Annotated in this window: 15 protein-coding genes and 1 pseudogene; 5 read left to right on the top strand and 11 right to left on the bottom strand. The window is 72.7% G+C overall.

The annotated features are described in order from the left end of the window. From AB0G08_RS10495 to AB0G08_RS10480, 4 genes are all read right to left on the bottom strand, one after another. Nucleotides 1–2,641: AAA family ATPase (locus tag AB0G08_RS10495; protein WP_358085928.1), on the bottom strand; the 2,641-nt coding region annotated here is incomplete at its 3' end. A 130-nt stretch (nucleotides 2,642–2,771) separates the two neighbouring features. Further along, a complete protein-coding gene (locus tag AB0G08_RS10490; protein ID WP_358085926.1) occupies nucleotides 2,772–3,173 on the bottom strand; it encodes a hypothetical protein in 402 nt (133 codons plus the stop codon). After that, nucleotides 3,170–3,430 carry a hypothetical protein gene (locus AB0G08_RS10485; RefSeq protein ID WP_358085924.1) on the bottom strand — a complete coding sequence of 87 codons (261 nt, stop codon included), beginning with the start codon at nucleotides 3,428–3,430 and terminating at the stop codon, nucleotides 3,170–3,172. Before AB0G08_RS10485 ends, AB0G08_RS10490 begins: the two co-directional genes overlap by 4 nt. A gap of 16 nt (nucleotides 3,431–3,446) precedes the next feature. Next, nucleotides 3,447–4,133 carry a hypothetical protein gene (locus AB0G08_RS10480; protein ID WP_358085923.1) on the bottom strand — a complete coding sequence of 229 codons (687 nt, stop codon included), beginning with the start codon at nucleotides 4,131–4,133 and terminating at the stop codon, nucleotides 3,447–3,449. A 228-nt stretch (nucleotides 4,134–4,361) separates the two neighbouring features. Between AB0G08_RS10480 and AB0G08_RS10475 the strand changes: the two genes are divergently transcribed. Next, complete coding sequence (locus AB0G08_RS10475; RefSeq protein ID WP_358085922.1) at nucleotides 4,362–5,255, top strand: cellulose binding domain-containing protein; 894 nt, start codon at nucleotides 4,362–4,364, stop codon at nucleotides 5,253–5,255. A 134-nt stretch (nucleotides 5,256–5,389) separates the two neighbouring features. Here the strand turns inward: AB0G08_RS10475 and AB0G08_RS10470 are convergent, their stop codons facing one another. Beyond that, a complete protein-coding gene (locus AB0G08_RS10470; protein ID WP_358085921.1) occupies nucleotides 5,390–6,295 on the bottom strand; it encodes a hypothetical protein in 906 nt (301 codons plus the stop codon). Nucleotides 6,296–6,909: 614 nt separating this feature from the next. Between AB0G08_RS10470 and AB0G08_RS10465 the strand changes: the two genes are divergently transcribed. Continuing rightward, a complete protein-coding gene (locus AB0G08_RS10465) occupies nucleotides 6,910–9,465 on the top strand; it encodes a hypothetical protein (protein ID WP_358085919.1) in 2,556 nt (851 codons plus the stop codon). 68 nt (nucleotides 9,466–9,533) lie between these two features. Here AB0G08_RS10465 and AB0G08_RS10460 read toward each other — a convergent pair whose 3' ends face one another. The 4 genes from AB0G08_RS10460 to AB0G08_RS10445 all read right to left on the bottom strand — a co-directional run bounded on the left by AB0G08_RS10460 (nucleotide 9,534) and on the right by AB0G08_RS10445 (nucleotide 12,943). Beyond that, nucleotides 9,534–10,043: a hypothetical protein gene (locus AB0G08_RS10460; protein WP_358085917.1), complete on the bottom strand. Its 510-nt coding sequence runs from the start codon at nucleotides 10,041–10,043 to the stop codon at nucleotides 9,534–9,536. Nucleotides 10,044–10,285: 242 nt separating this feature from the next. Beyond that, on the bottom strand, nucleotides 10,286–11,611 hold the full coding sequence (locus AB0G08_RS10455) for an AAA family ATPase (RefSeq protein WP_358085916.1): 1,326 nt from the start codon (nucleotides 11,609–11,611) through the stop codon (nucleotides 10,286–10,288). 22 nt (nucleotides 11,612–11,633) lie between these two features. Beyond that, nucleotides 11,634–12,482, bottom strand: a complete 849-nt coding sequence (locus AB0G08_RS10450; RefSeq protein WP_358085914.1) for a sugar phosphate isomerase/epimerase family protein — start codon at nucleotides 12,480–12,482, stop codon at nucleotides 11,634–11,636. Between the two features lie 53 nt (nucleotides 12,483–12,535). Continuing rightward, a complete protein-coding gene (locus AB0G08_RS10445) occupies nucleotides 12,536–12,943 on the bottom strand; it encodes a GIY-YIG nuclease family protein (protein ID WP_358085913.1) in 408 nt (135 codons plus the stop codon). Nucleotides 12,944–13,101: 158 nt separating this feature from the next. Here AB0G08_RS10445 and AB0G08_RS10440 point away from each other — a divergent pair, with 158 nt between their 5' ends. From AB0G08_RS10440 to AB0G08_RS10430, 3 genes and pseudogenes are all read left to right on the top strand, one after another. Beyond that, complete coding sequence (locus tag AB0G08_RS10440; RefSeq protein ID WP_358085911.1) at nucleotides 13,102–13,422, top strand: GYD domain-containing protein; 321 nt, start codon at nucleotides 13,102–13,104, stop codon at nucleotides 13,420–13,422. Nucleotides 13,423–15,057: 1,635 nt separating this feature from the next. Beyond that, a pseudogene (locus AB0G08_RS10435) lies at nucleotides 15,058–18,136 on the top strand (DUF3427 domain-containing protein). Then, nucleotides 18,133–19,029, top strand: a complete 897-nt coding sequence (locus AB0G08_RS10430) for a phosphorothioated DNA-binding restriction endonuclease (protein ID WP_358085909.1) — start codon at nucleotides 18,133–18,135, stop codon at nucleotides 19,027–19,029. Before AB0G08_RS10435 ends, AB0G08_RS10430 begins: the two are co-directional and overlap by 4 nt. A gap of 30 nt (nucleotides 19,030–19,059) precedes the next feature. Here AB0G08_RS10430 and AB0G08_RS10425 read toward each other — a convergent pair whose 3' ends face one another. Together AB0G08_RS10425 and AB0G08_RS10420 are read right to left on the bottom strand one after the other, a co-directional pair. After that, entirely contained in the window at nucleotides 19,060–19,359 is a 300-nt protein-coding gene (locus AB0G08_RS10425) for a helix-turn-helix transcriptional regulator (RefSeq protein ID WP_358085907.1), read from the bottom strand. Next, nucleotides 19,356–19,709: a type II toxin-antitoxin system RelE/ParE family toxin gene (locus AB0G08_RS10420; protein ID WP_358085905.1), complete on the bottom strand. Its 354-nt coding sequence runs from the start codon at nucleotides 19,707–19,709 to the stop codon at nucleotides 19,356–19,358. The genes AB0G08_RS10425 and AB0G08_RS10420 overlap by 4 nt, the downstream gene beginning before the upstream one ends. Nucleotides 19,710–19,758 lie beyond the last annotated feature (49 nt).

Here is a 19,758-nt window from a genome sequence, read left to right as displayed (position 1 = left end):
TGCCGGTCGGGCGACGGGTCACCTGGCGCATGCCGAGGTCGGCGGCGTCGCGGGCGGTGGTGGCGCGCAGCGCGGCGGCGGCGGCCGCGTCGCCGGGGCGGTCCCGCCCGGTCAGCGCGTCGGCCAGCGCGGCGCGGGCCAGGACGGACCACGGGCGGGCGCCCAGCCGGTCGGCGGAGTCGCGGGCGGCGGAGAACCCGGCCACCGCGTCGTCCCAGCGTTCCTGCGCGGCGTCGACGAGGGCCAGCCAGTGGTCGACGGGGCCGCTGAGGTCGCAGCCGAACAGCGCGGACATCCACTGCCCGCGGTGCGGTCGCAGCGCCTCCCGGGCCTCGGCGCAGCGCCGGGGGTCGCGGCTCGCGGCGGCGACCCCGGCGCGCAGCCGCAGCCACAGCGGCGACATCGGTCCCGGGTACGCCGTGCCGGCGGCCTCGATGCCGGTGACCAGCCGTAGGGCCGCCTCGACGTCGCCACGCTCGGCCGCGGTGACGCCCCGCAGGAGTTGGGGATAGGGGTAGTCGGTCGAGGAGAGCTCGTCGAGGAGGGCGTCGACCTCGTCGGACCGGCCCTGCAGGTGCAGCCGCGACCAGCGCAGGTGGTGGCCCATGAAGGCGAAGTCGGAGCTGTCCCACTCGCTCAGGGCGGTCAGCTCGCCCGTCAACTCGTCGGCCCGGGCGAAGTCGCCACGGAACGCCGCGATAATGGCGTCGTCCATGGTGGCGGCGGCCCGGTGCCGGGCGTCGCCCCGGCGGGCGCCGGTGACGAAGGTGGTGAATTCGTCGTGGTAACGGGGGTCGCCCAGCTCCAGCAGCGCGACCCAGCGCAGCGCGGTCGCCCAGAGCGCGGTCTCCCGGTCGCCGCCGCGGCGCGCCACGTCCCGGATCTCGGCAGTGATCGCGGCCCGGTCGCGGGCCGAGCCCAGCCCCCACGTGGTGTCGTGGCGGGCCCAGAGGCTGAAGGTGAGCGCCTCGTCGTCGTGCCCGCGCCGGGCCAGGGATTCGGTGGCGGCGATCAGGTCGGTGACGAGCGTGCTGACCGGGACGGCGCCCGCGGACTCGCCGATCAACCGCCGGTACGCCTCCCGCAGCACGCCCTCCGGATCGGTGAGGCGCCCGGGGCCGTCCTCGTGACGCCGGTGGACGACGAGGGCGACACGGGCCAGCACCACCGGATCGTCGACCGCCACGGCCAGCGTGGTGGCCTCGGCCAGCAGCCGCCGGGCCTCCTCGCCCGCGCCCGAGTGGTGCAGCAGCTGACCCAGCTCGATCATGATCTTCACGCGTTGGGTGGGGTCGGCGGCGACCTCCAGCGCCCGGCGGAAGTGGACCACGGACTCGTCCACGGCCAGCCGGCCGCCCGCGTCCCGGGCTGCGGCGACCAGCAAGTCGGCGGCGCGGGACGGGTCGAGGTGGGCGCCGGCGAGATGGGCGTGCCGGGCCAGGTCGGCGGGGATCAGCCGCTCGGCGAGCGCCGGTGCGCTCTCGACGGCCCGGACGACCGCGGCGTGCCGGGAGCGCCGGTCGTCGTCGGGCAGCGCGTCGTAGAGGGTCTCCCGCACGAGGTCGTGGACGAAGGCGAACCGGCCGCCGCCACGGGACACCACGAGCCGGGCGGTCACCGCCCGGTCGAGGAGCCGGTCGGCCTGGGCCGCCGGCGTGCCCGCGCAGGCGGCGAGGACCGGGCGGTGGAACTCCCGGCCCAGCACGGCGGCGGCCGTGAGCGCCTCGACGACCGCCGCCGGCAGCTGGGCGAGACGGGCTCGCACCGCCTCGCGTACGCCCGGCGGGATCGCGCCGACCCGGCCGTCGGCACGCCAGATCCGGGCGGTCTGCTCCACGAAGAACGGATTGCCGCCGGTGCGCCGGTGCACCTCGTCGAGCAGACCGGCGTCGGGTGCCCGACCGGCCGCGCGGGTCATCAGCGCGGCCACCTCGTCGCGGGACAGGCCGGTGAGGGTGAGCGTGGTCGCCTTCGCCACCAGCGGCATCAGCAGCCCGCGCAGCGGGTGGTCGGGTGACTCGACCTCGGCGTCGCGGTAGGTGCCGATCAGCAGCAGCCGCTCGAACCAGGTGTGCTGGGCGGCGAAGCGCAGCAGCCGCATCGAGGCGGGATCGGCCCAGTGCAGGTCGTCGAGCACGACCACGACCGGTCGGCGCTGGGAGACCGCGACCAGCGCGGTGGTCACCGCGTCGTGGAGCGCGAACTCCTCCTGGTCGACGCGTTCGTCGCCGGCTGGACGGCCGGTCGCCTCGCCGGCGGCGCCGTCGACCGCCGCGCCGTCCGCCGGCTCTCCGGCGGTGCCGCCGGTCGCCTCGCCTAGCAGGGCCGCCAGCCCCGGCTCGGCCGACTCCCGGGCCAGCGCCCAGTCCTCGGTCGAACGGCGCAGGCCGCGCAGCACCTGCACCCAGGGCCAGTAGCCGGGCGCGCTGTCGGAATCCCAGCAGGCGGCGCCGAGCACCAGCGCGCCCCGCCGGCGGGCCTCGTCGGCCGTCGCCGTGACCAGCGTCGTCTTGCCGATGCCGGGCTCCCCGGCGACGAGGACCAGACCGCCGTGGCTGGTGGTCACCCGGTCGATCTCGGCGCGCAGCAGACCCGCGGGATGCTCCCGCCCGATGACGGCCTCGTCGTACCGCGGATCCATGACGCCCAGACGGTAGCGGAAGGGTGGGACATCGCGAGCCCTTTACGCGGGCCGACGCCGCTGTCCGACAGGTGTCCGCTCGAAGCCGCCCGGGGCGGGGCCCACGGGTGGGCGGGGCGGCCGGGGGTGGTCAGCGGGCGTCGGTGACCACGTGGGAGCAGGCGGCGCAGGCGGCGCGGCCCTGCTCGGCGTACCACCGGCAGGTCCGGCGGATCGCGCACCGCGGCAGGTCGTCCTCCGCCGGACCGGCGACCTCCTGGAAGGACGCTGCGACCCGTTCGCCGAGGCCGCAGTGCTCGCCGGTCCAGAAGCCGCACTTCGCGGTGACGCACGGGCCGGCCAGGCGGTACCGGGACTCGACCGGGGTGTCCGTGCCGGCTTGGGCGAGGGCGACCTCGGCCGGCAGCGACGGCGTGACGTAGGCGACCCGTCCCGCCGGAGTGATCATGCCGAGGAACACCGTGGCGTTGGCCGCGGGGGTGCTCGGACACATCCGCTCCGGCGGGTCCGGCCGGCGGGCGGCCTCCGTCACCGCTGCATCCAGAAGCCGATGTCGTTGATCTTCTGGCCGAGCTCCTGGGCGAACGGGCCGTCGATGACCCACATGCCGTACCACTCGGGGCGAAGCTTGAGGTTGGCGTGCCCGACGGCGAGCGGGTTGGTCAGTGTGCTGCCGGCGGCGGAGAGCGCGTTGAGGCCCGCCTTCTGGATCTCGCTCGCGATGAGGCTCTGCTGTTCGGTGGTCAACTCCACGCCGTCGACGACGAAACGGAATTCGCTGCGTGCCATGTCCTACCTCCGATGGTCAGTACGATTCGGTCCGCAGCCCGCGCCGCAGACTCGCCCTGGTGAACGCCGCCCAGCCGGAACGGGAGGCCGGGTCGGTTCCGTGCCCGATTCCGCTCAGGTGCTCCCGCCAGTCCGTCGCGTCGGCGGCGCGCAGCCCCCACAGTTCGCGGCAGGCGGTGACCGCGAACGAGACCTGACCGGCCGAGCCGGTCCAGCCCGCGGCGCCATCGGTCACCCGCAGCGCGCCGCCCGCCTCGACGTGGACGGCCGGGAAGTGGTGGTGCAGGCTGGCCAGGGTCGCCAGGTGGGTGGCGTCCGGCCGCCGGCTGGCGAAGGCGACCCGCGGCTCGTCGTCGCGGGTGACCCGGATCGCGTGCAGTGTGAACGTGTCGCCGTCGGCGCCGACCTGGCCCTCCACCTCGACCGGAGTGCTCCAGACCCGGGGCGAGTTGGCCGACCAGAAGGCCAGCCAGGCGTCGAGGCGTTCGTGGAAGTCCGCCTGGAAGCGGGCCGGCCCGCCGGCGAGCCGGGCGGTGGCGATCCGGTCCCGGACGACGAGACGCCCGGCCGGTCGCGCCGAGGGCTTCTCCCCGGCGGGTGGTGCGGCGTGTGCGGTGGTGGCCCCGGCGACGGTGACCGCCGAGGCCGCGGCGGCGCCGAGCAGGATCCGGCGCCGGGAGAGGGAGGTTCGGGAGTCGTTCATGGTCCGCCTTTCATGGACGGCCTGTGCACGACACGCTATCGACCGACGTAGATCAGGAGGGACGTCGTTCTATCGGTAGGCCGACACCAATACCGGTGATCGACGGCGGCGGAATCCCGGCTGCTGTGCTGTCGGTCGCCTTCGCGCCTCCGCCCGGTCGGCACCCGGCTCCGCCGGCCCGCACCTAACGATTGATAAGCATCCATTCACGCTCGTAGCATCGCCACCATGCGTGCCCGTCGCGTCACCACCGTCGCCGTCCTCGCCGCGCTGCTGAGCTCGCTCGCCGTCGGCGCCGCGCGGGCGGACGACACCCCCGCGCTCACCACGCCCGGCAGCCCCGTCGTCGTGGTCGACCGGCCGCACCACCTCACCCTCTCCTGGACGCCCTCCACCTGGGTGGGCGAGCCGGCCGGCGAGGAACCGATCACGTACGAGGTGCGGGCGCAACTGGGCCCGCACGTCTACCGGGCCCTCGGCAACACGACCGCCACCACCCTGACGCTGACCAATCTGGCCCCGGGCAGCGAGTACCGGCTCGTCGTCAGCGCCTACACCCTCGGCGGCTACTCCGACCCCTCCCCCGTCACACCGGTCCGCACGGCGTACGGGCGGGCGAAGGTCAGCTACCTCAACCTCGACTGGTCGCCGACGGACAACCAGATCCAGCACGTCCTCCAGGTCACCAACACCGGCACCGGGCCGCTCGACCTCGCCACGGTGCGGGTGCGCTACCACCTGGTGTTCGAGGGCGGCGACACCTCCCTGGTGCTCAACTGCGACTGGGCGGCGCTGGGCTGCGACCGGATCCGGCGCACCATGACGTTCTTCCCGCCGCCCCTGCCGCCCGGCGGCCCGCCGACGCCGACGCCCACCCCGACCCGGTACCCGCTGCCGGGCACGCCGATTCCTGGCTGGGTGGAGCTGACCTTCACCGACGGCATCCTCGCCCCGGGCGCGTCGTCCGGGCCGATCCAGCTGCGCCACCACCGGCACGGCTGGACCGACATCGACGAGCGCGACGACCCCAGTTGGCGCGCCGCCACCGGGCAGTGGACCGACAACAGCCGGATCACCCTCGACGTCGACGGGGTGCGCGAGTTCGGCGACACGTTCGCCTGACGCGCGGGGACCGCGACCGGCGCGAACGCGCACGGGCCCGCGCGGACGCGCGGGGACCGCGGCCGGCGCCGACGCGCACGGGCCGGCCGGGGGCACCGTCCCGGTCGGACGGCGCCACCGGCCGGCGGCGGTGCCTACGCCGTCGCGCAGATGGCGTACGCGGTGTTGGTCCAGTTGCCGGTGAACACGTCCTCCTCGTACGCGCCGGAGGTGACGGCGGCCGGGGCGGCGGCCGGGCCACCGTTGGGCCGGAAGTCGTCGACCACGCCCTCGCCCATGATCCCGTTGAGCTCGTAGCCCGCCCCGGTCAGCACCTTCCCGAGCGGGCAGGCCGCCGTGACGCTGTGGAAGTCGTTCGAGTCACTGGGGCTCACCGCGGAGGTGCGGACCAGGCCGGTGAGGGGGTTCGCGCAGATCGCGTACGCCGTCGCGGACCAACTGCCGGCGAAGGCGTCGGCCTCGTACGCGCCCACGAAGACCGAGGTCGGCGCGGCGGCCACGCCACCGTTCGGCCGGAAGTCGTCGACCACGCCCTCGCCCATGATGCCGTTGAGTTCGTGCCCCGTCCCGGTCAGCGCCTTGCCCACCGGGCAGGTCGCCGTGACACTGCGGAAGTCGTCCGAGTTGCTGGCGCTGGACGCCGAGACCCGCACCAGGCCCGCGACCGGGTTGGCGCAGATCGCGAACGCGGTGAGCGACCAGTTTCCGGCGAACGCCTCGGCCTCGTACGCCCCGACGGTCACGGCGGTCGGCGCGACGGCCGGGCCGCCGTTGGGGCGCAGGTCGTCGACGACCGCCTCGCCGGTCGCCCCGTTGAGCTCGTAACCGGTCCCGGTGAGCACCTTGCCCACCGGGCAGGTCGCCGTGACGCTGCGGAAGTCGGTCGAGTTGCTGGCGCTCGTCACGGCGATCCGGACGAGGCCGGGGACGGCGGCCGACGCGGGAGCGGCGGGGACGACCACCACGGCCGCCACGGCGACGCCGAGGACGAGGGTGAGGGCGCGGGGTCGACGCCGGCGGGCTGCTGCCTGAGCTGACATGGAACTCTCCTGTCTGTCGCCTCGGCGATGGCCTCCCGCAGGTGTCGGGTTTGACCGGTACGAGGCGTTGCGGTTGACGCGCTCACGCTATGTAGTCGCCCGACCAGGCATTATCTCCAAGCCGACTACGTCGGGTAATCGACTGGTCCGCCGGACTGCGGCCCCCCGCCCCGGGGGTGAGCGGAAGTGCGGCCGACGCGGCCGGCCTCCCCCGACACGCCGACGGAACTTCCTCCGCCGCGTCGCGCCGAGAGTCCACCCTGGCCCCGCGCCCGGCCCGCCCGCCGCCGGGCGCGCGCGCCGCGGCCCGCGCCGGCGGCGAAGGGGTGCCGCCTCGATCCCCATCGGGGGCCTGAGCTGGGAATCAGCTCGCCGACCCGCCGGTCAGTCGATGAACGCTCCTCGATGTCACGGAGCGTGCGCGATTGAGGCCCTGATGTGATCATCTGGTTACCTATGGGTAGGTACGGTCCCAAGCGCGAACATGTGACACGTTCGCCCGGAAAGCTGAGGTACCTTTCCTTGTGCGCCTCACCGGCGCCGGCCCCGACGGACGACCACCCCCGCTCGTCCGCCCCCTTCTTTCACTCCTCGTGGAAGGTCCAACGACGGACATGGGCGACGGTCTCGACGACCCCGGAAACTACGCGCTGGATACGACAGCCGAGGCGGCCCTGCACGAGTGGGCGCGCGGCCGGGACGCCACGTGGTGGAGGTCCCTGTACGCCAAACGGCATCGCGGACGCAGCGGCGCCCACCTCGAGCGCGTCATCATCGGTGGACCCGACGGCCGCGACGCGCAGGAGCTCTACGTCAAGGTGCTGCCGGACCGGCGATCCGCGGAGGAGACGGCCCGGCACCAGGCGGCGCTGCGCGCCGACCCGGAGTTCGCGAAGCGCCACCTCGTCCGGCAGCCGTACCCCCGCCATCCGGTCGGTGACGGCCGATTCCTGATGTTCCAGGACGTGGCCCACGGCGCGGAGCGGGTGGTCTCCCTCGCCGACGTGCCGGACGCCCAGCTCACCGTGGCCTACCCGACCCTCGTCGAGCGCCTCCTCGGCTGGTGCCGCCGGGAGCAGCGGACGAGCCGGACCACCGTCAGCCGGTTCGTGCGACGGGAGCTGGCCGACGCCGGCGCATGGCAGGAGATCCTGGAGTCGACCCGGGCGCTCGGCCTGACCGAGCCGGACGCGGACTGGTTCCGGGTGGCGGATTCCGACGTCGCGCTGCCCAACCCGCTGCGTCTCGCCGAACCGGGCTCCCCCTTCGGGGACGACGAACTGGACCAGCGGTGCGGGGCGTCGCACGGCGACCCGCACCGCGACAACGTCCTCTATCCCGCCACCCGCCAGGGCGCGGTCCGGGTCGACCAGTTCCGCCTGGTGGACGTCGCCCGCTTCGCCGAGGACGCGCCGCTCACCCGCGACCTGGTGATCCTGCTGCTGGACGCCGTCCTGCCCGAGCTGGCGGAGGGTCTCGGCGACGTACGGGCCGCCGCGCTGCGGGCACTGCTCATCGACCCGGCGGAGGAGGCCTCCGAGCGGCTGCCCCTGCTGCTGACCAAGGTGATCAGGTCCTGCTACGCGGTCGGCACGACCTACGTGTCGAGAAGTCGCTGGGCCGGGGCGAGCTGGCGGGCGCAGTACCTGCTCTCCCTGGTCAGCCAGGCGCTGATCAGCTGCACCTACGACAACGCCGGGCCACGGGGGCGGGCGTGGTACCTCCGGCTGGCCGCCGAGGCGGCCGAGGCGTACCGGCGGGAGTTCCGGCCCGAAGTGGCTCCGCCCCGGCCGGCGCCCGTACCGCCGGTGGTCGGGGTGCGCGGCGACGTCCACTCCCGACCGGCGGACCTGGACGACGGGCGGCTCGGCCCGTTCGAGGCCGCGGCCGGGCGGTCGTACCCGGCGGCCCGCGCCGCCGCGACCGACGGCGCGTGGCCCGAGCGGCCCGGGTTCCCCGGCGACCCCGCGCCACCGGTGTGGACGTACGGGGTGGTGCCCATACCGGAGTGGCAGACGTCCGGCTCGGCCCATCCGGGCTGCCAGGGGGCCGCCACCGGCCTGCGCCCGCCGGGCGAGCGGAGCACCACGCCGGGCCTCCACGGCCACGTCCCGGCGGGCGGCGAGCCGACCGTGGCGACGGCGGGCCGCACCGTGGGCGCCCGGACCGCCGCGCCGCGCCATGCCCGGACCCAGGCCCGGACGCCGCGCGGGGCCGCGCCCCCGCACCCGGCCGGCTCCCCGGGAGAGGCGGACGGCATCCCGCGCCCCCGCCGGCCCCTCGCCGCCGAGTCCGTCGCGCTCCGACCGGCGCGCCGCCGGACGCACCCGCCGCGGTCCCGGCTGCGGATGCTGGTGGCGCTGGTGGGCGGGGTCTCCCTGGTCTCGCTGGTCACCGTCGGCGTCGTCGTGCTGCACGGCGGCGACCGGTCGCCCATCGGGCTGCACCTCCGTCCCCTGACGCCGCCGACGGAGAGTTCGCCGGCGAGCGTCGACGCGAGCACCCAACTCGCCGACCTCGCCCTCGCGGTCGCCGGCCGCCCGTCCCCGGCGGCGGAGGGCCCGTACACCTCGATCTGCCTGCGGGTCTGGTCGCCCCCGGCGAACCTCGCGCCGGGAGTCGACCCCGGCACCTACCGGGACGAGCAGCTCTCGTGGAGTCGGAAACTGTCGGGCCGGCGGGTCGTCACCCCCGTCGTGGCGGGTCGGCGCTCGACCGAGCCGCAGGTGTCCCGGTACCGGGAGGGGGAGCTGACGGAGGTCCCGCCCGAGCCGTCGGCCGACCCGACGGAGCTGCGCGAGCAGCTCACGGCACAGCTGGACGGGCTGCCGCCGGAACTGCGCAACGCCGCCGGCCTGATGGAGCTGGTCAGCCGCCTCCAGCGGTACCACCTGCTCGGGCCGGGACAGCGCTCCGCCCTGCTCCACGTGCTGGCGACGACACCGGGCATCGCGGTCCGGGGCAGCTACCCCGACTGGGTTGACCGGCCGGGCCTGGCGTTCAGCGCCGACGACGGCCAGGGGCGGCGGGAGACGCTCCAGTTCGCCCCGGACAGCGGGGAGCTGCTCAGCCACCAGACGACGATCGTCGACGGAAACCTGACCCTCGGCTACCAGCTCTTCCTGAGCCGGACGCGGACGGACTCCAGCACGGCCGGCCGGTGCCGCTGACGCCCCTCCGGCCCGCTCGGTGCCGGCCGGTGGCCGGGCACCTCGGGCAGGGCGGCGGGGAGGCGCCGTCAGGGGCAGCGGCGCTCGACGTAGTTGGCCCAGTTCCGGTAGGGGGCCGCGTCGCTGCGGACCCGGTTCGCCGCGCCGACGTCGAAGAGCCGGGTGCCGTGGTAGTAGAACGAGACGGACCCGCTGGCGAGGTTGTAGTGGGCCGACTCGACGCGGTACTGCCACTGCCAGGTGAACAGGCTCTGCCGGCCGCAGTCGGAGAGGCGGCCCCGGGGATAGCCGTAGCTGGGCCGGTCGTAGAAGCAGAACCAGCCCTGCGGGCAGTCGGCCATGCCGTACGCCCCCACCGGGGCGCGCAGCGTGACGACGAACGTGCCGCCGCCGTAACTGATCTCGTTGTCGTTGATCGGCGTGCCGCCGGGATGCGTCGACAGGTACCGCCGCAGCTCCTCCCGGGCGGCGGCCCGGTCGCGTGCGCTAGCGGACGCCGACGCGGGCGCGGTCACCAGGACCAGGGCGCAGGCGAGAACCGCCGCGAGGGCGGCACGGAAACGAGTTGCACTGACCATTCGACACCTCGCGATGTGGGCGCGCAGGGGACGAGCGACGGGACCGCCGGCCAGGTGGGCCGACGGACCACGGGTCGGGCTACGGCGATCGGTAGCACCGTGGTCAGGATAGGAATCGTCACGCGCTGATCACCATCGGTGACGGGACGGCGAATGCGCACCATGTTGACAACGCCCATTTCGAAGGTTTCCAACCGGCGTCACATTGCCGTATGCAAATTTCCTGGCAGTTGCCGGCCGGGTCAGGTGGTCGGCGTCGTGCCGGCGAGCAGCGCGAGGATCGTCTGGTTCGCCTCCCAGCCGTCGGGGAACTTGACCGGCACGTCGAGGTGCACGGTCTCCGTCGACGGGTGGGCGTCCAGCAGCGCGCCGATCCCGGCGCGGGCCACCACGATGCACGCCTGGCGGTGCCGCGACGTCAGCACGCAGAGCCGCCCCGACTCCAGGTGGAACGCGGTGGCGTCCCGCCGGCCGGAGAGCGGGTGCAGCACGATCGTCACGTCGTACTCCCGGCCCTGGAGCCGGTTGGCGGTGTCGACGGTGATGCCGGCCCCCGCCGGGCCCAGGTGCGCGCGGATGGCCGCGACCTGGTCGCGGTGGGCGGCCCCGACGGCGATCCGGTCGGCGGTGACCGGCGCGCCCTCCGGCGCGTGCTCGCTGACGGCGACCGCGCCCCGCTGAAGCACCCGCAGCGCCAGGGCCGCGCAGGCCGAGGCGGCCTCGCCATCGGTACGCAGGGTCTGCCGCGCCGGCAGCTCGTGCAGCGCCCAGCCGGTGGCGGCGGCCAGCTCCACCGCCCGGTCCAGGGCGTCCCCGACCCCGGGCTCGCCGAGGCGCAGCGCCCGGTCGGCCGGGCCGGTGCCGGCGCGGAACCCGGTGAACGGGTAGAACGCCGCCGCGACCACCGGCGCCGCCGAGGCGGGCAGCCGCCACGACACCGGCAGCCGGTGCACCGGCAGCTCCGGGTTGTGCCGCAGCAGCACGGCCACCGCCGACTGCATCGGATCCCAGGTCAGGCCCGTCCAGCGCCCCGTCTCCACGGTCGAGAACGGGTCGAGCTGACCGGGATCGCCGACGAACAGCGCCCGCTCGAACCGCCCGGCAACGCGCAGCAGGGCGTCCGAACGCATCTGGTACGCCTCGTCCACGATCGCCCACGGCCAGGTGCCCTCGGCGACCGTGGCCCACTTGGCGGCCGTACCGATGATGACGGCCGGACCGCCGAGGTCGGCGACCTTCGCGGCGACCCGGACCGTCTCGTGGCCCCGCACCCGCTCCGAGGGCCGGTAGTCGGCGGCGGAGAGCCGCCCGATGCGCAGCTCGGGCGCCTTGCGCGCCAGGCGGTCGATAAGGTCGTCGACCTGCTCGTTGGTCTGCGCGACGATGATCAGCGGCTCGCCTGCGGCGGCCAGCTCGACGGCGGCGCGCACCACCAGGGTCGACTTGCCGGCCCCCGGCGGTGAGTCGACCACCACCCCGCGATGCTCGCCGGAGCGCAGGTCGGCCAGTACGGCGGTGATCACCCGCTCGGCCTCGACCGCCGGCGGCACCTCCAGCCCGGAGCGCATCGATCCCACCTCCCCCCGAGGTCTACGGGAGATTACGCCCGGTCAGGCCGCGCAGGAAGGCCAACCCCTCGACGGCGAGGGTGTCGGGGTCGGCGGCGAGGGGCCGCCACACGGACATCGGCACGGCCAGGGCCTCGGCGGTGAACGACTCGATGTTCACCTGCCCGGCGTAGCCGATGCCGGTCAGCGCGTCGAACATCCCCGGCCAGTCGAGGTGGTCCCCGCCGGGCGCCCCGCGGTCGTTGCCGCACACCTGCACGTGGGCGAGCTGGTCGCCGGCCAGCCGGATGGCGGCCGGCAGGTCGCGCTCCTCGATGTTGAGATGGAAGGTGTCCAGGGCGAGGCCCAGGCCGGCGACCCCGTCCACCACCTCCAGCGCCTGGTCGACGGTGTTGAGCAGGCTCGTCTCGAACCGGTTGAGCGGTTCGAGGGCGATCGTCACGCCCTGCCCGGCGGCCTCGTCGGCCAGCGGCCGGAGCCGCCGTACGAGGCGCGCGACGGTGGCCCGCCGGGCGTCCGCGTCCAGCAGCCACCGCCGGCCGGCCGGCGCGTAGAGCGGGCCCGCCACCACGGCGGCCCCCACCCGGCTCGCGGCCCGGACGCAGTGCCGCACGAACTCCTCCGTACGCCGCACGACCTCCTCGTCGTCGGCGAGCAGGTCGTGCTCGGGCAGCAGGCCGGCGCAGACGGCGGGGGCCAGCCCCAGCCCGGCGAGCAGGTCGGCGGCCCGCGCGGGATCCCAGTCGCCCGGCGCCTGGACGGTCAGCTCGACGGCGTCGAAGCCCCACGCCCGGATCCGCGGGGCCAGCCGGGCGAGCGCCTCGTCGGTCAGCGGTGCCGCCCACGCCCACGTGTTGATGCCGATCCGCATCCGTACCCTCTCGCCGTCCCGATCCAAGATCCGTCGACTGTAGAGGGTCCCGCCTATGCCTCGTCGTCGGCTGAGCGGCGCGGCTTCGGCACCTGCCGGTTGAAGCGCGGCTTCAGGGCCAGGACCAGGGCTTCCTTCGTAGCCTGCGGGTTGTCGTCCTCCCGCCAGCGCACCTCGCACCGGGCGAGCTGGGCGGCGATGTCCGCCGCCGTCGCCACCGCACCGGGCTTGTCGAGTTCGTGACCGACCTGCTGGTGCAGCACGGAAGAGGCACGGTTGCCGGTCAGGTGCTGCCGGAGCCGGTTGCGCAGGTTGCCCGTGAAGCCGACGTAGATGACTTTCGAGCCCTCAAGGACCAGATGCACGCCCGGCGACCGGGGCGCGGCGGCCGCGGCCTCTGAGGTGTACGGCCGGGCGGGGGTGAAGCCGGCCAGCAGATCGTCGTGAATGGCGTCGGGCATCCCCAGAAGCTACCGGCCCGGCCTCTCCCTGAGCACAGGCCGTCGGGGAACCGGCGTCCGGGACGCCGCACGCGCACCGGCTGGCCTCGCCGAGGAGCGGCAGGACTATCCACCGTCACATCGGGTACCCGCGGCCGGAATCTGGAGGTGATGCCCGGATGGCGAAGTTTCTGCTCACGTCGACCTACACGGTCGAGGGGCTCGACGGGTTGAGGCAGGACGGCGGGACGAAACGCGCCGAGGTGATCCGCGCGTTGATCGAGAATTCCGGTGGCCGGATGGAGGCGATGTACTTCGGGTTCGGCCAGTACGACACGTACGTGGTGTGCGATCTTCCCGACCACACGACCGCCGCCGCCCTGGCCGTCGCCATCCGGGCGGCCCGCGGCCTGGACACCCGGATCAGCCCGCTGCTGACTGCCGAAGAGGTGGACGAGGCGCTCCGGATCCACGTCGCGTACCAGCCGCCCGGGGCCTGACCCGTCGAGCCGCGCGCCGGCTTGCGGAGCTGCCCGTCAGGGGACCAGCTCCGACGGCAGGCGGGTGCGGACGGCGGGCACCCCGGCGGCGAGCAGCCGCGCTCGCGCGCCGGCGAGCATCGGAGGCGGACCGCAGACGTACACGTCGTCCTCGGGGCGGTGGTGGTCGAGGGCGACGGTGAGGGCGTCGCCCTGCTCGGCGGGCTCGGCGCCGAGGTCGTGGCTGAGGGCAGGCAGGACGGTCAGCCAGTCGTGGGCACGCTGGGAACAAGCACGGCCCCACCCGGGGGCGTCGCAATCGCACCCTCCGCAGTTCTCTATCCGTCCGTCGCAACCAAAGTGTCACATTGTTACCTTGCGGAGCCCATGCCTTCTATGGCACTCCATCGTAAAGCTGCAGAAAGCCGGAGCTCGAACGAAACTCCGGGGTAGCGATCATGGGTGGGACTAGTGTATTGACGCCATCGGGAGGGGTGTCTTGCCGTCCCGCCGACGTGTGCAATGCGGTTGTGCCCGGCAGCCGCGACCCCACGGACCGCCGCCTCGACCACGGCTATCCACTGGTGCTTGCGCCATCCCGCAGGAGCTCCAGCGCCCCAGCCAGCCACGACTAGGTCAGCCGTTCGAGCCGCAGCGCTTAATCGAAGGGTAATTGCCTCCAAATCAACTGCGCCAGCCAGGTGAGACAGGTCTTCGGTCGATCTAGTAGGCTCTTCGATCAGATTGGCGATCGCAATGGAGTTGGCGCGCAGTACGCCGGCCAGGACCTCGAGATTTCGCCAGGATGTCGTCTCTTGCACAGACCGTAACGGTGGATTACACAGCACAGCGAGTAGGCGATTTTCGGTTGAGATTGTCGGGCAAGAATGCGCCGGGTCGAATTGATCGGCCCGGACCTGTCGGTTAGCCATGAAGATGATCTTCGCATGCTTTGATGAGCTGCCTGTAGCCGCCCCGTAGTGGCAGTGCCGCGGCAGTCCACCTCAACGCTCCGGCGTTGACGGTTGGTGGTTGCGGAAGTGGCAACCAGCGAACCGACCTGTCGTGCCCGCGCTCATACAGTTGCAGGGCTGGATCGTAGCAAGAAGCAGCATAAGGTCGCGTCAACATTCCAGGTTTCGAGTGGGCTGTACGTGTTGCCAACCAGGGCTGGCGTAACGCTCAGAATCATGGACAAGTTCGCGTCGTGTCCGATTCCGTCCCAGTCCACCACCTGAGCCCCAGTCTCCCGTGCTGGCCGCGCTAGCGGTCACGTCTCCAAGGATTGGTTGCGCAGCATCGAGCGGGCCTCCGCCAGCCAGGCCGAGTCAAGCCGCCGTGTCGGTAATCTGTATCCGCTGCACGCGTCTCAGCCGTTCATCGGGCGCCGGTCGTGCCGTAGCCAGCACGACCACCGGGTGCTGCCACGCTTCGATGCGAACACCCCTCGACTCTGCGATCGATTAGTGGATGGCCGCACAAGCGACCGCCGCCGCTACCGGAACGACAGGTGATCGCTGTTGACGGCGAGGCTTTGCAAGGCAACGGTCGACCGGGCCGGCAGGTACATCTGCGTGTAGACCCGGCTTTCCCTGTCGCCAATCCGACAGCTCAAGTGACCAGTGCAGTGAGCGGTGCTGTAGCTATTTTACCCAGGTGACGGATCTTGGGCGGGGCATCTATGAACAACTCATCACCCGTGAGCTGGCCACCCGCCTCCAGCACGTGGATCCCGCCCTCGTCCAGCATCACAAGCTCGACCCCGCCGACGCCCCCGACGCCCTAGCCCGTCACATCGCCGCCCTGGCCCACCGAGCCCTGCACGCCGTCCCAAGCGGCGACGACAAGCTCCACCGCCAGATCGAACTCGCCAACCGCATCGCCGACGCCATCGCCGCCGAAAGCCCGCAGGCGTCGACGCCACAGGACCAGGTAACCGACGCCAAGCATCTCCTGCACGCCATCGCCGCCCCACCCACCCCACCCGCGCAGCCAGCCTTCCCCCAACGTCCCACCACCCCGCTCTCCACCGGCGCCCTGCTGGTCAACGGCCGCCACCAGCCGCGCATCGGCCACGAAGTCACCCACGAGATGGCGTCGGCGGAGCAGGTCGACCTGCTCTGCGCGTTCATCAAGTGGTACGGCCTGCGCATCGTCGAGCCCGCCATCCGCGAGCTGATCGCCCGGGGCGGCAAGCTGCGCGTCATCACCACGACCTACCTGGGAGCGACCGATCAGCGGGCCCTCGACCGGCTCGCCGAGCTGGGCGCCGACATCAAGGTGTCCTACGAGACCAGGACCACGCGGCTGCACGCCAAGGCGTGGCTGTTCCGCCGAAACAACGGCATGACCACCGCGTACGTCGGATCGTCGAACGAACCTGTCGAAGACCGCGCTGATCGATGGCGTGGAGTGGAACGTGCGCGTCTCCAACGTCGAGCAGCCGCACGTCATCGACACGTTCACCGCCACGTTCGAGGACTACTGGAACGACCCGGCGTTCGAGGACTACGACGCCAGCCGGGACGCCGAGCGGCTGCGGAACGCCCTCAGCGGGGAGCGGCGCGAGGACTCGCCCACGCAGATCGCCAACCTGGACGTGCGGCCGTACCCGTACCAGGCGGAAATTCTCGCCGACCTGGACGCGGAGCGGCAGGTGCACGGCCGGCACCGGAACCTGGTGGTGATGGCGACCGGCACCGGCAAGACGGTTGTCGCGGCGCTGGACTTCCGGCGCCTGCACCGCAAGGGTCAGGCCGACTCGCTGCTTTTCGTCGCCCACCAGGAGCAGATCCTCACCCAGAGCCTGGCGACGTTCCGGCAGGTGATGCTCGACGGCAGCTTCGGCGAAACGCTGGTAGGGGGCAAGACCCCGACCAGGTGGCGGCACGTCTTCGCCTCCATCCAGTCGCTGCACCGGCGGGAGATCGACCCCGAGGCGTACGACATGGTGATCGTCGACGAGTTCCACCACGCGGAGGCACCGACGTACGCCCGGCTGTTGGAGCGGCTTCGGCCGCGCGTACTGCTGGGGCTGACGGCGACACCCGACCGGGCCGACGGTCGCGATGTGCGGCGGTGGTTCGACGGCCGCGTGGCGGTGGAGCTGCACCTGTGGGAGGCGTTGGAGCGGCAGTTGCTCGCGCCGTTCCAGTATTTCGGGCTGCACGACGACGTGGACCTGTCGCGGCTGCGCTGGAAGCGCGGCCAGGGGTACGACCTGGGCGACCTTGACGGCCTCTACACCGGCAACGACGCGCGGGCGCGGCTGGTGCTGAAGGCGGTACGCGACACGGTCGACGTGGATCGGATGCGGGCGCTCGGGTTCTGCGTGAGCATCACCCACGCCCGCTTCATGGCGGAGTGGTTCACCCGGCACGGCGTGCCGTCGGCGGCGGTGACCTCCCAGGTCGACCGGCCCGTGCAGCATGACCTGTTGCGAGAGTTCAAGGCCGGCAAGCTGCGGGTGCTCTTCACCGTCGACCTGTTCAACGAGGGCGTCGACCTGCCGATGGTCGACACGATCCTGATGCTGCGGCCCACCGAGAGCGCCACGATCTTCCTACAGCAGCTCGGCCGCGGGTTGCGCCTGGACGACGACAAGCCCTGCCTGACGGTGCTCGACTTCATCGGCGGGCAGCACGCCAACTTCCGCTTCGACCTGCGCTGGCGGGCCCTGACCGGCGTCAGCCGCAGGGAGATCAAAGAGGCGGTCGAGCAGGACTTCCCGTCGCTGCCCAGCGGGTGTCACATCCAGCTCGACCCGGTTGCCCGCGACAAGGTGCTCGCGAACCTGCGCAACGTCATGCCAACGTCGAAGAACGGCCTGCTGGCGGAGCTGCGACACCTCGGGGACGTCAGCCTCGCCGGGTTCCTGCGGGAGACCGGCGTGGAGATCGAGGACGTGTACCGGTCGGCGAGCATCGGCGGGTGGACCGGGCTGCGCCGGCTCGCCGGGCTGGAGTCGTCGACGCCGGGACCGGACGACCGGGAGTTGGGTCGGGCCATCGGGCGGATGCTGCACCTCGACGACCCGGACCGCCTGGACCTGCTGGCCCGGGTGGCGGCGGGCGAGCGACCGAGCGCCGGGCGGCTGTGGGACATGCTGCACTTCGACCTGTGGGGACCGAACGCGCCGCTGGCCTCCCGCGAGGAGCGCCTGGCGCGGCTCTGGGCGGAGCCGGCCCGCTGCGCCGAGCTGCGGCAGGTGGCCGAGGTGCTGCGCGACCGGATCCACCGGGTCACGCCGAAGCCACTGTCGGCGGAGGTGCCGCTACGGGTGCACGCCCGCTACAGCCGCAACGAGGCATGCGCCGCCTTCGGCATGCCGAACCCGGGATCGCTGCGCGAGGGGGTGAAGTGGCTGCCCGACGCCCAGGCGGATCTCTTCTTCGTCACCCTGGTCAAGTCGGAGCAGCACTACTCCCCCACCACCATGTACGCCGACCGGGCCATCACCGACAGCCTGTTCCAGTGGGAGTCGCAGAGCACCACGTCGTCGGCGTCGGCGACCGGTCAGCGCTACATCCATCACGCCTCGCGCGGCTCGACCGTGCACCTGTTCGTACGGGAGACCCGGGTCGCGGACCGGGACCTGGGCGCGCCGGCCTACCTCTACGCCGGCCCGATGACCTACCAGCAGCACACCGGCGACCGGCCCATGCGGATCATCTGGCGACTGGCGCACGCCCTCCCCGCCGACGTCTACGCCACCGCCCGAACCATCGCCGCATGAGCACCCGCCAGGAGGTGTTGGACCGGCTGACCTCCCTGCGGCTGCATCAGCAGCGTGGCCGGCGCGCACCGCACAAGCCGCTGCTGGTGTTGCTGGCACTCGGCCAGCTCACTGAGGTCGGCTCCAGCGAGCTGCCGTGGTCGCAGGCGCAGGAGCGGCTGAGCGACCTGATCACCGAATTCGGTCCGACGTCGAAGACCGGGCGGGCGCAGAGCGCCGCGTACCCGTTCACCCGGCTCCGCAGCGATCGCGTGTGGACGTTGAACCGGGACGTACCGATGGATTTGGTCGGGCCGCTGGCGGCCCACGACGTGGTGGGCCGTTTCGACGCCGCCACCGAGACGGCCCTGCGCCACGAGCCCGAGTTGGTGCGGCAGGTCGCCCGTGTTCTGGTAGAGCAACACTTTCCGCCCACCATCGCGCCCGACGTCCTCACCGCTGCCGGTCTGGACCCCGACGACATCCTCCAGGCGCCGGGCGTCGTGCCGGTTCCTAGGCGGCGGCGTGATGCCTCCTGGCGGGTGGCGGTGCTCCAGGCGTGGGACCGGCAGTGCGCGTTCTGCGGGTACGACGGACAGCTCGGCAACGCCTCGGTCGGCGTTGAGGCGGCACACGTGCGTTGGTGGGCCTTCGACGGCCCGGACAGCGCCGATAACGGCCTGGCCCTCTGCGTGCTGCACCACAAGCTGTTCGACTTCGGCGCGCTGGGGCTCGACGGTGACCTGCGCATCGAGGTGTCGGCCGCCTTCACCGCTCGCACGCCGGCTGGTCGGTCGACCTATGACCTGCACGGCAGGATGCTCCGGCCCCGTCCCGGGACGCAGGCCCCCGCCGTCGAACACATCTCCTGGCACCGCCGCGAAGTGTTCAAGGGCGAGTCTCTGGCCGCATAGGAAGGGCGAACCGATTCGGGGAAGGAGTGCTCAGGCGGCGTCGGCGTTCGGAGCGAACTTGACGTCCAGCTTCACGTTGAGCGCCCGTGCGAGACGCTCGAGGACCGGCAGGGTCGGCACTGTGCCGCCCGCCTCGAACCGGGCAACGGCGGACTGCGTCATACCGGCGGACCTCGCCAACTGGCTCTGGCTCCAGCCGTTTCGCTCCCGCAGATGCCGCACCTCCTGACCGAGCTCGAAGGCGATGCGCGTCGCCTCGTACGACTCGGCGGCTCCCGGCTCCGCCATCCGGCGGTCACGCAGATCGTTCCAGTCGACGCGATCACTCATCGCTCCGCCTCCTCGTTCACCGTGTGCCGCTCCGCCACGCATCGCTCGAGCGCCCGGCGGGCTCGTTCCACCTCCCGGTCCTCCCGCATACGCGTCTTGCGAAACACGGTCAGCAGGATGATCCGCCGGTCGGAGGCTATCCAGTACGTCACCCGGACCGCATCGCGCTCCAGGTAGAAGCGCAGCTCCCGCAGCTTCCCGTCGAGCTGCCGGGAGTGCGGCTCACCCAGCAGCACTTCCCTACTCCCAAGTAGGTCGATGTAAAACGCCGCGCGCGCAAAGTCTGCGCTTGTTAGTCCCTCCAGCCACTCTCGAACTTCTGGTTCCAGCTCCACGCTACCCCAGCCCATAGCATCGATGCTATGGAGCCGTGGAAGTCCTCCTGGGCATTGCGCCCCG

The organism is Micromonospora sp. NPDC023644, from assembly GCF_040640115.1.
Lineage (GTDB): Bacteria > Actinomycetota > Actinomycetes > Mycobacteriales > Micromonosporaceae > Micromonospora.
The sequence above is the reverse complement of the archived record's forward strand: the minus strand, read 5'-3'. Positions and strand labels throughout refer to the sequence as shown.